This window comes from Halanaerobium saccharolyticum, assembly GCF_003053565.1.
Classification (GTDB): Bacteria; Bacillota; Halanaerobiia; order Halanaerobiales; family Halanaerobiaceae; genus Halanaerobium; species Halanaerobium saccharolyticum_B.
On sequence record NZ_QAXS01000056.1, the window covers coordinates 1 to 14,002 of the forward strand.

Sequence of the window (14,002 nt, forward strand, 5' to 3'; positions counted from 1 at the left end):
GAATGCATTCTACTCTGGATTATAAAAGTCCGGAAAACTACGAAAATGAGAGAAAAACGTCTAAACTATGTGTCTAATTTAATGGGGGAAGCTCAAATCATCTTAAAATTTATTCTATACTTGCGGATCAGGATGTTGGATTTCTTTATTAACTTTAAAAGTTTGTAGTATTTCAAGTCAGCAGATATAATTAAATGGAGAATAAGGTACATAAAATTTATTGTTGAGTAGCAAAAGTAAAAATATATTGAAATGATTTTAGAAAGGAGATTTGAAAATGATCAGAATTGATAGGGTGCCGATAGATAAAATTAAGAAGAATCCATCCCTTTATCCAGAAGGTTTTGATAGGGGAGGCTGGGAGAGATTAGCTAGGTCCATTTCTCAGGTTAGTATTTTAGAAATGGTTATCCTGCTAGAAATTGATGATGGTTATCTTCAATTAAGCGGAGAAAAAAGAATAAAGGCGAATAGAAAAACAGGAAAAACTGAAATACCAGCTATAGTTGTGGATGATGTTGAATTGACACCAGATAAAATAGAGATAATCAAAAACTTGCAGCCTGATGATATAGATCCGCTGGAACGGGCAATAATTTTAAACAGCTATATCGAAGAGGAAGGATTAACCAAAAGAGATGCCAGCAAAAAGTTAGGGATTGCAAGAACAACAATCACACTCTGGTTAATTATTTTGGAATATGAGGAAAGGTATCAGCAGGCTATTATAGACAACTTTAATAATAAAGAAGGAGCTAAATTAACATTATCTCACCTAGATCTTGCTAAAAGCTTAGATTCAACAGTTGATCATAAGACTGCTACTAAATTTTTAGATGCAATTATGAAATATAATCTAACAAGAAAAGAAAGCATTGATATGAAGAAATTGATTCAGAAATATCCTAACTTGAATATAGAAGAAGTTTCTGAAATGATAATCAATAGAAAGCTCTTAGAAGATGATCTGGCTAAAAGTGGTGATTTGGGAGAAGATTTTAAGGAAATAATAGAGAGTTTCGATACTATTAATGAAAAAATTAAAGTTATTAGAGAAGCTCCGACCGGGGTTAATGCGGAAATGAAGCAAAAATTATTGAAAGAGATATTATTTACTGAACAAAAGCTGCAGCAGATTTCAGTTGAGACATTTGGAAAGACTATCAACTACCTCTCTAAATCATATCTATGATTTAGATGTGGCTTGCTAAAAGCCTCTAGTTGACTACTCTAAGCTATCTATTTATTTAGAATAGCTACGTTATTTAGGCTATGATACCTTCGGATAATGCCCTAGTCTGTCGCTCTATCGCGGGTGGGTAAACAGTTCTGAGTGGTAGGAACAGTCTCATCTGCATAACAAACCTAGATAACATTGAGAAAGGGAAAACAGTTACACCTACGGTCTTATGACCGCCTTAACGGGGTTTAAATTCCTTAATGAAAGGATGGATTATGTTGGTAAGAGTAGTAGCTAAAGACGGAAAAACTTTACAACCTACAAATAGGCATGGAAAAGTAAGAAGATTGCTTGATAATAACATGGCTGAGGTTATATGCAAAGATCCTTTTACTATTCGTTTGTTATACGAAGTTGATTTCAGAAAAACACAGCAAGTTAAGATATATTTTGATACTGGAGGTAAATATCAGGGCTTTGCTATCATTGTAAATGGTAAAGTGATCCATAAAGGAACCATTGAATTGAGAGATGGAGTCTCTGACTTATTGAGGCAACGGCGGCAATATAGAAGAGGTAGACGTTATAGAAATAAGCGTTATCGCCCGCCAAGATTTAATAATCGCAAACGTAAAAAAGGATGGTTACCACCTTCAGTTATATCTAAATACAAGCATATATTGAATTGGATAAATAAACTTACTAAGTATCTTCCAGATTATGAACTCACAGTGGAAATTGCTAATTTTGACATTCATAAAATTAAGAATCCTGAAATAGAGGGTGAAGAATATCAAAAAGGAGATAAATACGGTTATGAAAACGTAAAACAATATCTTATTTTCAGAGAAGATGCTAGATGTCAGTTATGTAGTAAATTTAAAGGAGATGATACCTGGAATGTTCATCATATAGTTCCCAAAAAAAATGGAGGTACTGATACTCCTGATAATTTGGCCTTGCTTCATAGTAAATGTCATAAAAAAATTCATAATAATGATTTAGATAACAAATTACACCAAAATGTTGATAAACTTTTAGAAAATAGAAATTCTAGCACCTTTAAGTATACAACTTTCATGAATATAATTAAGAATAAGCTTTACAGTGATCTTTCAAAAAAATATGGGGACAAAGTAAATTTCACTTATGGTCATATAACTAATGTAAACCGTAGAGAATTAGGCTTATCTAAGACTCACTATAATGATGCCATAGCGATGCACCAAGAATCGGTAGAAGATTATATTACTCCAATATATATAAAACAAGTCCGCAAGAAGAAACGTTCCTTACATGAAGCTATTCCAAGAGCAGGCAGGGGGGATAAAATAAATCATAATCAAAAACGCCGCCCTAAAAACACTAAAGAGATTATCAAGAATGGTAAAAAGTGGGCTTTGTGGGATAAGGTATATATTTCAAAAATAGGTAAAACAGGTTTTATATCAGGTTTTACAGGTAAATGGGTATATATACAGGATATAGATGGAAAATACTTACAGCTAACCACTAAGACTTATAAGCAGATAAATCCTGATAATTTAAAGTTAAAGTGTAGAAATAACAACTGGGTAAAAAAACAGTTAGCATAGCCATTCGTCTCCACCTAAATCAAATAAAATATCAGGGTGGAGATATTTGGCTAATTTTATTTAAATGAGGCTAAAAAAGAACTGTTATAAGTAATTCTTCGCTTAATTTGGAAAGTTTTGTCGAAAGTTAAAATAACATTTGCGATTACAGTAACTATGTATTATAATCAAAGTTGTTAACTAATTGAACATAAGATTTTTTGCTTAATTGTATAGACAGAGGGAAGAGTTGGAGCAGTCAGTTAATTACATATAATTCCAATGACAACCGATGTCTTAAATGTTCCTTAAAAGGAGTATCAAATGAATCGTATGGAGCCAATCAGAGATACTGAAAATATAAAGGAGATAAAAGAAGATCTACTTAAACAAAGTTACAGAAATTATATGATGTTCTTGGTTGGCATTAATACAGGATTGAGAGTTAGTGATCTCCTGCGGCTTAAAGTTGATGATATACGAGATAAAAAGCATATTATTGTTAAGGAACAGAAAACTTCAAAATATAAGCAGTTTTTGATAAATAAGGTTCTTCGGAAAGAGCTTAATGAATATATGAAGAATATGGATAATGATGAGTATCTTTTTCAGAGTAGGATTGGCAAAAACAAACCTTTGTCCAGGTTTCAAGCTTACAGGATAATAAGTACCGCTGGCAGAAAGGCTGGATTAGAACGTATAGGCTGTAATTCTACCAGAAAAACTTTTGGCTATCATCATTATAAGAAGTATAAAGATGTGGCATTGCTGCAGAAGCTTTTCAATCATTCAGAACCAGCTATAACCTTATGTTATATTGGAATTACTCAGGATATACTTGATGATTCTATAGAAAATTTTTCTTTATAAATTACTTATATAGCACAAAATGGAAGGAGTTAATATATGGATGAAAAAATCACAGATGTTTTAGCAATACTTGATAGAGAAGATAGTCCTTCCCAAAGAGAAATAGCTAAGCAGACAGGTTTTTCAGTTGGTCTAGTTAATACTCTGATAAAAAAATGTGCTAAAAAAGGATTAGTTAAGATTGAGAGACTAAATTCCAGAAATATAAAGTACATATTGACTCCTGAAGGAATAAAAGAAAAGACTCAAAAGACTATTGACTACATAAAGCAATCATATCAGGCCATTCAGCAATTACAGAATAGAGTCACTGAACTCGCTTTGAAACATAGCGCTGAGGGTAAAAAAATATATGTATATAAAACAAAGAGTGATGAAATTTTTGATCTAGTAATTAATACATTAAATGGATTAAATATTAAATATGAGATAATAGATAATAAAGAAAAATTAAAAAAAATAAATAATAAAAATAAAGCAATTTATTATTGGGACTCAGAGATAGAATTAAAAGACATAAAAAAATATAATATTATCAAGTAATAATAGTATTAATGACTTAATATTTATAAATGTAAATAGATAAAAATTTTAGTTAAAGAGGGAGATGTTTAAATGTTAGACAATAAAACAGTATTAGTGACAGGTGGAACCGGATCTTTTGGAAAAAAATTCACTCAGATGATTTTAGATAAATATGATGTGAAAAAGCTTATCATATTAAGCCGCGGTGAACTAAAGCAGGCTGAAATGAGATCTAAGTTTAATAATCATCCTAAACTCAGATTTTTTATAGGAAATGTCCGGGATAAAGAAAGAGTATACCGTGCTTTTGATGGTGTTGATATTGTTATTCATGCGGCTGCCTTAAAAAGAGTACCTGAATGTGAATATAATCCTTTTGAAGCTATTAAAACTAATGTTCATGGTGCTCAAAATGTAATTGATGCAGCTATAGATAAAGGGGTAGAGAAAGTTGTAGCTTTAAGTACTGACAAAGCTGCTAACCCTATAAATTTATATGGGGCAACAAAACTCTGTTCTGATAAGTTATTTACTGCAGGTAATGCCTATGTGGGTGGTAAAAACACAAGATTTGGTGTTGTTCGCTATGGTAATGTTATGGGAAGCCGTGGTAGTGTGATTCCGTTCTTTAAAAAAATGAAAGAAACAGGAACTCTACCAATAACAGATGATAGAATGACTAGATTTTGGATTACCTTAGAAGATGCTGTTAAATTAGTATTAAAAGCTCTAGATGAAATGCAGGGTGGAGAAATTTTTGTTCCTAAAATTCCAAGTATGAAAATAACTGATCTTGCTGAAGCTATAGCTCCAGGATGCAAACAAGAAATAGTAGGAATCCGCCCTGGTGAAAAACTTCATGAGGTAATGATTCCAAGAGCTTCCTCAAGACATACAATAGAATTTGAAGATCATTATATAATAGAACCTGATTATGAATGGTGGAATAACACCAACCATACCGAAGGGAAGAAGTTAGACAAAGAATTTGAATATAATAGTGGTAATAATGATCAGTGGTTAAGTGTAGAAGAAATGCGGAAATTAATTGAGGAGTTAGACTAATGACTGAAGAATTTATACCTTATGGCAGTCAGTGGATAGATGAACAGGATATAGAAGCTGTTGCAAAAACACTTAAAAGTGATTACCTAACAACAGGACCTAAGATAAAAGAGTTTGAAGAAAAGTTTGCTGATTATGTGGATGTAAAATATGCAGTAGCTATAGCCAATGGAACAGCAGCTCTACATGCAGCAATTTTCGCAGCTGGTATTAAAGAGGATGATGAAGTTATTACTACTCCCATAACCTTTGCTGCTTCAGCTAACTCAGTTATTTATCAAAACGGAATACCTGTCTTTGCTGATATTGATCCTGATACATATAATATTGATCCAGAATCAATTAAAGAAAAAATAACAGATAAAACTAAAGCAATTATTCCAGTTCATTTTACAGGTCAGCCTTGTGAGATGGATGAAATAATGAAAATAGCTGATAAATATAACTTAACAGTTATTGCAGATGGTGCTCATGCAGTTGGCGCAGAATATAAAGGCCAAAAAATCGGCAGTATAGCAGATATGACAACTTTTTCTTTTCATCCAGTTAAACATATAACTACTGGTGAAGGTGGAATGATTACAACTGATTCTAAGAAATTGTATGATAAACTAATTAAATTCAGAACACATGGGATAACAAAAAACAGCAGTGAATATATTAATGAAAGTCACGGTCCCTGGTATCATGAACAGCAGAAATTAGGATATAATTATAGGATTACTGATATCCAGTGTGCTTTAGGTATCAGTCAATTAGAAAAAATAGATAAATTTTTAGCAAGAAGAAAAGAAATAGTTAAAGAATACAACAAAGCTTTTAATGATTTTGAAGGTATAATCATACCAGAACAGCTTGAAGATACTAATTCAGCATGGCATTTATATGTAATCCAGCTGGACTTAGAAAAATTAACTGCTGATCGAAGAAAAGTTTTCAAAGATTTACGGGATACAAATCTGGGTGTTAATGTCCACTATATTCCGGTATATTACCATCCATACTATCAAAGTTTAGGATATAAAAAAGGAATATGCCCGAATGCGGAAAACCTCTATGAAAGAATAATAACTATACCGCTTTATCCTAAAATGTCTGATCAACAGGTTGAAGAGGTAATTAAAAGGACAAAAGAAGTTATAAGAAAAAATCAGAAATAGGTGTTTTTATGAAATCTAATAAAATAGGAGTAATAATCCAGGCTAGAATGGGTTCAACAAGATTACCGGGTAAAGTAATGAAAGATTTAAAAGAAAAAGCTGTCTTATGGCATGATATTCAAAGAATAAAACAATCAGAATTGATTGATGAAATTATAATAGCAACTACTACTAAAAAACAGGATCAAATAATCTATGAAAAAGCATTAGAATGGGGAGTCAAAGCTTTTAGAGGTAGTGAGGAAGATGTTTTGAAAAGATATTATGAAGCTGCAGCAAAAAATAGTGTAGAAACTGTAGTAAGAATAACTTCTGACTGTCCCTTAATTGATCCTAAGGTTGTAGATGAGATAATTGCATATTATAATGAAAATAATTATACTTTAGTAACTAATGCTGGATCGGATTTAAAAAACAGAACTTATCCAAGAGGCTTAGATACTGAAGCTTTTTCTTTTAAAGTTTTAGAAGAAGCTTATAATAAAGCAGAAAAAAAACATCAGAGAGAACATGTAACTCCTTTTATCTATGAAAATTATGATGATATATATTACTATAAAAACGAGAAAGATCTATCAGGTTATCGTTTGACTTTAGATACTAAAGAAGATTATGAACTAATAAAAGCTATTTATGATAAATTATATCATGGAAAACATGATTTTTATCTTTATGAAATAGTAGAGCTTTTAGATAATAATAAAGAATTACTTAAACTTAATGAGAAGATAAAACAAAAGAAGTTAAAATAGAGTGAGGTTGATTTAATGAAAATTAAATTAAGAAAAATTAAAGAAGATGATCTAGAAATGATTATGAATTGGAGAATGGATCCTAATATAACTAAATATATGTATACTGATCCTGATATAACTCTAGAAGAACAAAAAAAGTGGTTTAAGAAAGTTTCTAATGATGATACCTGTTTATATTGGGTAATTAATGCTGATGGAGAAGATATTGGTCTAATTAACTTATATGAAATTGATAATAAAAACCAAAGATGTGGTTGGGCATATTATATAGCTAACTTAGATTATAGAGGTAAAGGATTAGCTAAGTCTTTGGAATTGAATCTCTATAAATTTGTTTTTGAAACATTAAAATTGAATAAATTATGGTGTGAAGTTTTTAGTTTTAATAATAAAGTAGTTCGCTTACATAAAATTTATGGTTCTGAAGTTGAAGGGGTACTAAAAGAACATATTTATAAAAATGGAGAATTTCATGATATAGTTAAAATGTCGATTTTAAAGGAAAAGTGGCCTGAAATTACGAAAAAATATAATTTTAATGATATAAAAATTGATTATGTTTCTTAATTTGAAGGGGGATATAGTTTGAAAGCTATTAAAATAAACAACAAAGAAATTGGAGATAATAATCCTGCTTATATAATTGCTGAAATGTCTGCTAATCATGCAGGTAGTAAAGAAAGAGCTTTGAAAATTATTAGTGCTGCTAAAAAAGCAGGAGCTGATTGTGTAAAAGTACAGACATATACACCAGATACTATAACATTAAATTCAAATAAAAAATGGTTTCAAATAGACAAGGGCACCTGGGAAGGTGAAAATTTATACAGTCTCTACCAAAAAGCATATACTCCCTGGGAATGGCAGGAAGATTTAAAAAAAGAAGCTGAAAGAATTGGTATTGATTTTTTTTCAACACCTTATGAAAATGAAGCAGTTGATTTTTTAGAAAATTTGGATGTTGATTTTTATAAAGTTGCTTCATTTAGTATAACTAATATACCTTTCTTAAAATATCTTGCTCAAAAAGATAAACCAATAATTATGTCAACTGGAATGGCAACCCTCGGCGAAATAGAAGATGCCGTTAAAGTAATAAGAGAAAATGGTAATGATAAACTAGCACTTTTAAATTGTTCAAGTGCCTATCCATCAATTCCAGATGATATGAATTTAAAAAAAATAGGTCATTTGAAAGAAACTTTCAATCTTCCTGTAGGTTTATCTGATCATTCGTTAGGTTCAGTAGCGGCTGTTACCAGTATAGCTATGGGAGCTAAAATTATAGAAAAACATTTTTGTTTAAGCAGAGAAATAGAAAATCCTGATTCATCCTTTTCAATGGAGCCGGATGAATTTAAAAATATGGTTGAAGATATAAGAGCAGCAGAACGAGCTATAGGTAAAATTGATTATTCTCTTACTGAAAAACAAAAAGAGAGCAGAAAGTTTAGAAGATCAATTTTTGTAACAAATGATATTAAAGCAGATGAGAAAATCACAGAAAATAATATAAAAATCATTAGACCAGGATATGGTTTAAAACCAAAACACTGGGATAAGGTATTAGGTAAAAAAGTTATAAAAGATATTGATAAAGGTGAACCACTTATCTGGGATATTATTAAGGAGTAAAAAATGCGAATATTATTTTTTGGTGGTCATAAGTTAGGGGGAATCACTCTTAAATATTTAATAAATCAAAACAAGGAAATTATTGCTGCAGTTATGTCAGATACAAATAAAAAATGGTACCAAGGACTTGAAAAAGTAGCTGATGAATATAATATTGACTTGTTTAAAGTTGAAAATATTAATAGTGATGAATTTGTAAGTAAAGTTAGAAATGATTTGAAACCTGATTTAATAATTTCAGTTAATTTCGACCAAATATTCAAAAAAAAGATGCTCAATATTCCAGATAAAGGATGTATTAATATTCATGCTTCTTTGTTACCAAAATATAGAGGGAGAGCGCCTCTAAATTGGGCTATAATAAAAGGGGAAGAAAAAACTGGTGTTACAGTTCACTTTATCAATGAAGGAATTGATACAGGAGAAATAATTTTGCAGGAAGAAATAGAAATAACAAAAGATGATTATATATCTGATGTTTTAGAGATGGTGAAAGAAAAATATCCTTTAATGATTAATAAGGCTATAAATTTAATTGAAAAGGGCAATTATGAAACAGTAAAACAAAATAAAGAAGAAGGTTCATATTATGGAAAAAGGAATCCAGAAGATGGGTTAATAAACTGGGAGAATTCCGCAGAAAAAATATTTAATTTAATTAGAGCTGTATCCCATCCATATCCAGGAGCTTTTACATATTTAGATGAGAGTAAAATTTTGATCTGGAAAGCCCAGGTTATTAAAGCTGAGAATAAGAGTCATAAAACAGGTAAAGTTATAGAATTTAGAGATAATAGTTTTTTAGTTCAGTGTGGAAGTAATCAATTATTAATTACTGATTTTAAATCAGAAACTAAATTAAAAACAGGGGATATTTTCAATGGGAAATAAAATTATTGTTTTAAGAGTTGATGGTGGTAAAGATATTGGTATGGGTCATATAATGAGAACAATAGCTTTAGCAAATGATTTAAAGAAAAAGCCAGAAAACAAAGAAGTTTTCTATATTACTAAAAATGACCCAACAGCAGTAAATAAATTAAAAGAAAATAGTTTTGAAGTCGTAGTTATAGATAAAGAATTATCATATGAAGAAGAAATAGAAGAAGTTAAAGATATAATCAAAAAGAGGAAAGTAAAGAAATTAATAACTGACTCTTATGAGATAGATCAGAATTATCTTATTGAAATGAGAAAAGTGGTTGATAAACTAGTTACTATCCATGACCATGCACCTTTTGCATTTCCTTCACATGTAGTAATCAATGGCAATGCATATGCTGAAGATTTAGATTATGAATCTTACTATGGAGATACTGAATTCAGATTGGGGATGGAATATTTACTTTTAAGAGAAGAGTTTAGAAATCTTCCTGATATTCAAGTGAGAGATAAGGTCCAAGATATTTTAGTTACTGTTGGTGGTTATGATTTAAGAAACTTGACTCCAAAAATAATAAATGCATTTAATGAATTAGATTTAGATGAAATAGATGCTCAATATCTAGATAAAGAAAATTTGCACATTGATGTTGTGATTGGTCCTTCTTTTGATAACATAGATCAGATCATAGAAGAAGTTAAAAAAAGTAGTTTAGATATTGCATTAAATTTCAATGTTAAAAAGATGAGTGAATTAATGATTAGAAGTGATATGGCTATTTCTTCTGGTGGAAGTACTCTTTATGAGTTAGCTGTTACTAAGACTCCGGCTTTAGTATTATTACAGGCTGATAATCAGGCTAGGGTTGCAGAGAAGTTAGATGATGAGAATATTATTAATTTAGGATTTGAAAGTAAAAATATTAAATTTGGAATTAAAGAAACAGTAGAAAAACGGACTAATTTAATTGATGGTCTTTCATTAAATAATAATTTCAAAACAATTTAATTATTGAAGAAATGAGTATTTATATATGAATATTATAGTTAAAACTAAAAGTTATTTAAGAAAAATTATAGGAAAAGAAAATATTGAATTTATAAACCATGCTAAAAATTATATGTCAGCAGAATTTTTTACTAAAGCAATGGCTTTTATTTCAGTTCCAATTTTCACAAGGTTATTAACTCCTGATGAATATGGTATTTTAGCTATTTTTACTTCTATTATTTCTATTGCTACTATTTTTTTTGGGCTTAATTTCTCTGGTTCTGTTGCTAGATATTATCATGAAGAAGAAAAACAGTTTGGCGCATTTATAAGTAGTAATATTTTATTTCTGCTTTTGTTTAACATTCTTTTATTATATATTATTAATTTATTTAAGGTTAAGATTTCTAATTTAATAGAAATAGAAGTTAATATTTTTATGTTAGCTGTTATAGTATCTGTTTTTAATATTCCATTAAAAATGTTTTTATCATATTTGCAAACTAGCAAACAGAGTAAAAGATATTCTATTTTGTCAGTTAGTAAAAGTGTTTCAATGTTAGTTATTTCAATAATTTGGGTTTATATGCTAACTGATAAGCGTTATCTTGGTAGAATGTATGGACAATTAGTAGTATATGGGATACTTTTTATTGTGGCAATTTTTTATTTTATTAAATTAAGTAAATTTAAATTTGAATTTAAATATGTTAAATATTCGTTAATTCTTGGAATACCGTTAATTCCACATGCTTTATCAGGATTTATATTATCATATTTTGATAGAATAGCTATTAACCAAATAACAGGCTCTTCAGATACTGGCTTGTATTCGTTTGCGTATAATATAGGTATGATTATGAATGTGGTTGTTATGGCAATGAATAAAGCCTGGGTTCCGATTTTTTTTGATAATCTAAAAGAAAATAATTTTAATAAAATAAATGATTTGGCATTTAATTATTCTAAATATATTTTTATGGCAGCAATTTCATTGATTTTATTTTCAAAAGAAATTGTTATGGTACTTGCTGATGAGAGATATTATAGTGCTTTAGATCTAGTTCCAATAATTATTCTTAGCTATGTTTTTGTTTTCTTTTATACCTTATTTGCTAATTATTCTTTTTATAGAAAAAAGACAGTTCTAATCTCAACAGCAACTTTATTAGCTGGGTTTATAAATGTTGGTTTGAACTATTGGTTGATTCCTAAATTTGGATATATTGCTGCAGCTTATACTACACTTGTATCTTATGCGATTTTGTTTCTTTTTCATTATATTAATGCTAGATTCATAATAGGAGAAAAAGTTATTAATTTAAAGAAAACAGGTATCGATTTTTCAATTCTTCTATTGGGAACAGCTATATATTTAACAATATTAAAAACAATAGATATTTATATAATTTTAATTTTTTTCAAATTAACTATTTTTATTATTATGTTTTATTATTTTATTTTGAGAAATAAACAATAATTAAAACTTGATATCCCTGTTCAGGGAATAGTAGCAAAAGATAAACCATTGGTGCTTAAACTCTGACAATGGAAGACCAATGAAAACAGCAGCATTTTTAGCAACATTGGAGAAATTGGGAGTATAGAGTTCATTTTTAAGATCAAGAGTAAGTAATGATAATCCCTATTCTGAGTTATTGTTTAAAACAATGAAATACAATCAATTTATCCCAATGAAGGCTTTAAAGAGCTAAACAAAGCCAGAGAATGGGCAGTTGAGTTTGTCCACCTGTATAATTACTAGCATCCTCCCCGAAGCATTATGAGCTTGATATAGAAATCAAGAAAAAGAGAAATGCAACATATTTAAATGCTAAAGCAGAACGTCCAGAAAGAGATGGTCAGGGGATATTAAAGATTAGACCCAGCCTGAATGTGTAACATTAAATCCAATAGATACTGCGGAAGTAATGCTGAAGTAGAAAACATCTCAAACAGCAAAGATATTAAATGATTATCTGCAGGAGTAGTATTCAAAGAAAATTTTAAGATAAATTTAGTTAAAAATTTAATAATATTTTGTTTTTTAGGAAGAGGGATAGTATGAATAATATTTTTTTAGTGCATACTCCATATCACCTTATGTTGTCGGTGGGTTTTGCAAAACAATTAGTAGAGCAGGATAATTTTTTAATAATATTTGAAGATTTTGATGTTTCTAGTGTTGATACAAATAACTTCTCACATTTGTTTAAAAAAATAGAAATTTTGCAAGGTAATTTAGTTTTAAAAGACATTAATATTATTAAGAAAATCTATTTATATTATATAAACATTAAGAAGTTAAAAAAAATAATTAAGAAAAGAAACTTTGATAAAGTATTCACCTTTAATAATAATATTATTTTAGATCAAAAAATATTTGAATTAGTCAACCAAAAAAGAAAGTGTAAAGTTATATATATAGAAGATGGTTCTGCAGCTTATAATCAATCTTATAAAGAATGTGGAAATTTGAAAAGGAAAGTAAAATCATTAACTAAAAAAGCGATTTTTAATTTAAATGATTATGGACAGTGTGTAAGTATTTTAGGTTTAAATAATTACATAGATGAATTATTTGTTTTATATCCTGAATTAATTAGGGAAGAATTAAGAGAAAAAAAAGTAAAAAAAATAACAGATACACAATTTGCTGATGGTGCAAAGCTTGTCTATAAAAATTTATTTGATGAAATAGAAGTATCAAGAAATTCCATAATTGTTTTTCTTGACAAGTATGAATTCGTTAAAACTATTCAACAAAATTATTTTTATATTTTAGAAAGGATAATAGAGTATTCAAAAGAAAAAAATAAAGATGTTTATTTTAAATATCACCCGAGAGAAGAAAAAGAGTTTATTAAGTTACTAGAGCTAGATTATAAAAATATTTTCTTTATAAAAAAAGAAATACCATCTGAGGTTGTTGGATATAGTTTATCTGGTAATAACATTATAATATCAACTACTTCTACTAGTTTACTTACAATAAATAAGATTATCGAAGATAAATCATTTATAATTAGCTTAGTAAAAATATTAGATTTAGAAACAGTAATTATTAAAGCTTATTCTAAACTAAACTTTTCAATTCCTAATAACATAGATGAATTAAAGAAAATAATATTAAGTTAATGGGTGGGAAATAATTAGTTTTTTATGTGTAATCTAAATAATATTAAAGTATTTAATAACTATCATAATATTCATAATATATATTTAGAAATAATGGTTGAGAATGGATTTCTATGTCCAACAATATTTTTGTTGTTTTTTGCAAGTTAAAATTCCCGGTTTTTGCAAAGTTTTTTTCGCAGCCACCCAATAGGGAAAAATTAAAGTGAATTTTGGGCTCCTTTCAT

At 28.9% G+C, this 14,002-nt stretch carries 13 protein-coding genes and 1 pseudogene; all 14 read left to right on the plus strand.

The window, feature by feature from the left end; translation table 11 throughout:
* The first annotated feature begins 277 nt into the window (after positions 1-277).
* On the plus strand, positions 278-1,192 hold the full coding sequence (locus C8C76_RS14230; protein WP_108142802.1) for a ParB/RepB/Spo0J family partition protein: 915 nt from the start codon (positions 278-280) through the stop codon (positions 1,190-1,192).
* 266 nt (positions 1,193-1,458) lie between these two features.
* A complete protein-coding gene (gene iscB / locus C8C76_RS14235) occupies positions 1,459-2,775 on the plus strand; it encodes an RNA-guided endonuclease IscB (RefSeq protein WP_181248240.1) in 1,317 nt (438 codons plus the stop codon).
* 303 nt (positions 2,776-3,078) lie between these two features.
* Entirely contained in the window at positions 3,079-3,624 is a 546-nt protein-coding gene (locus C8C76_RS14240; protein WP_108142806.1) for a site-specific integrase, read from the plus strand.
* Between the two features lie 36 nt (positions 3,625-3,660).
* Positions 3,661-4,167: a winged helix-turn-helix transcriptional regulator gene (locus C8C76_RS14245; RefSeq protein ID WP_108142808.1), complete on the plus strand. Its 507-nt coding sequence runs from the start codon at positions 3,661-3,663 to the stop codon at positions 4,165-4,167.
* 72 nt (positions 4,168-4,239) lie between these two features.
* On the plus strand, positions 4,240-5,214 hold the full coding sequence (gene pseB / locus C8C76_RS14250) for a UDP-N-acetylglucosamine 4,6-dehydratase (inverting) (protein WP_108142810.1): 975 nt from the start codon (positions 4,240-4,242) through the stop codon (positions 5,212-5,214).
* Positions 5,214-6,374: a UDP-4-amino-4,6-dideoxy-N-acetyl-beta-L-altrosamine transaminase gene (gene pseC / locus C8C76_RS14255; RefSeq protein ID WP_108142812.1), complete on the plus strand. Its 1,161-nt coding sequence runs from the start codon at positions 5,214-5,216 to the stop codon at positions 6,372-6,374. The genes pseB and pseC overlap by 1 nt, the downstream gene beginning before the upstream one ends.
* Positions 6,375-6,382: 8 nt before the next feature.
* Positions 6,383-7,126 carry a cytidylyltransferase domain-containing protein gene (locus C8C76_RS14260; protein WP_108142814.1) on the plus strand — a complete coding sequence of 248 codons (744 nt, stop codon included), beginning with the start codon at positions 6,383-6,385 and terminating at the stop codon, positions 7,124-7,126.
* 15 nt (positions 7,127-7,141) lie between these two features.
* Positions 7,142-7,696: a UDP-4-amino-4,6-dideoxy-N-acetyl-beta-L-altrosamine N-acetyltransferase gene (pseH, locus tag C8C76_RS14265; RefSeq protein ID WP_108142816.1), complete on the plus strand. Its 555-nt coding sequence runs from the start codon at positions 7,142-7,144 to the stop codon at positions 7,694-7,696.
* A gap of 18 nt (positions 7,697-7,714) precedes the next feature.
* Entirely contained in the window at positions 7,715-8,764 is a 1,050-nt protein-coding gene (pseI, locus tag C8C76_RS14270) for a pseudaminic acid synthase (RefSeq protein WP_108142818.1), read from the plus strand.
* A 3-nt stretch (positions 8,765-8,767) separates the two neighbouring features.
* Complete coding sequence (locus C8C76_RS14275; protein WP_108142820.1) at positions 8,768-9,655, plus strand: methionyl-tRNA formyltransferase; 888 nt, start codon at positions 8,768-8,770, stop codon at positions 9,653-9,655.
* The gene (pseG, locus tag C8C76_RS14280) at positions 9,645-10,655 is read left to right on the plus strand and encodes a UDP-2,4-diacetamido-2,4,6-trideoxy-beta-L-altropyranose hydrolase (RefSeq protein WP_108142821.1); all 1,011 of its coding nucleotides are present in this window, start codon (positions 9,645-9,647) and stop codon (positions 10,653-10,655) included. The genes C8C76_RS14275 and pseG overlap by 11 nt, the downstream gene beginning before the upstream one ends.
* A 25-nt stretch (positions 10,656-10,680) precedes the next feature.
* Positions 10,681-12,117, plus strand: coding sequence for an oligosaccharide flippase family protein (locus C8C76_RS14285; protein ID WP_108142823.1), 1,437 nt, complete (start codon positions 10,681-10,683; stop codon positions 12,115-12,117).
* Positions 12,118-12,172: 55 nt separating this feature from the next.
* A pseudogene (locus C8C76_RS15550) lies at positions 12,173-12,331 on the plus strand (IS3-like element ISGur5 family transposase); the annotation flags it as partial.
* A gap of 370 nt (positions 12,332-12,701) precedes the next feature.
* The gene (locus C8C76_RS14290; protein ID WP_108142825.1) at positions 12,702-13,775 is read left to right on the plus strand and encodes a polysialyltransferase family glycosyltransferase; all 1,074 of its coding nucleotides are present in this window, start codon (positions 12,702-12,704) and stop codon (positions 13,773-13,775) included.
* Positions 13,776-14,002: the final 227 nt, after the last annotated feature.

Bases quoted from the DNA above. Each gene is read 5' to 3' on its own strand.
- C8C76_RS14230 (WP_108142802.1), top strand. From the start codon at position 278: ATGATCAGAATTGATAGGGTGCCGATAGATAAAATTAAGAAGAATCCA.
- C8C76_RS14240 (WP_108142806.1), top strand. From the start codon at position 3,079: ATGAATCGTATGGAGCCAATCAGAGATACTGAAAATATAAAGGAGATA.
- C8C76_RS14245 (WP_108142808.1), top strand. From the start codon at position 3,661: ATGGATGAAAAAATCACAGATGTTTTAGCAATACTTGATAGAGAAGAT.
- pseB (WP_108142810.1), top strand. From the start codon at position 4,240: ATGTTAGACAATAAAACAGTATTAGTGACAGGTGGAACCGGATCTTTT.
- pseC (WP_108142812.1), top strand. From the start codon at position 5,214: ATGACTGAAGAATTTATACCTTATGGCAGTCAGTGGATAGATGAACAG.
- C8C76_RS14260 (WP_108142814.1), top strand. From the start codon at position 6,383: ATGAAATCTAATAAAATAGGAGTAATAATCCAGGCTAGAATGGGTTCA.
- pseH (WP_108142816.1), top strand. From the start codon at position 7,142: ATGAAAATTAAATTAAGAAAAATTAAAGAAGATGATCTAGAAATGATT.
- C8C76_RS14275 (WP_108142820.1), top strand. From the start codon at position 8,768: ATGCGAATATTATTTTTTGGTGGTCATAAGTTAGGGGGAATCACTCTT.
- pseG (WP_108142821.1), top strand. From the start codon at position 9,645: ATGGGAAATAAAATTATTGTTTTAAGAGTTGATGGTGGTAAAGATATT.
- C8C76_RS14285 (WP_108142823.1), top strand. From the start codon at position 10,681: ATGAATATTATAGTTAAAACTAAAAGTTATTTAAGAAAAATTATAGGA.
- C8C76_RS14290 (WP_108142825.1), top strand. From the start codon at position 12,702: ATGAATAATATTTTTTTAGTGCATACTCCATATCACCTTATGTTGTCG.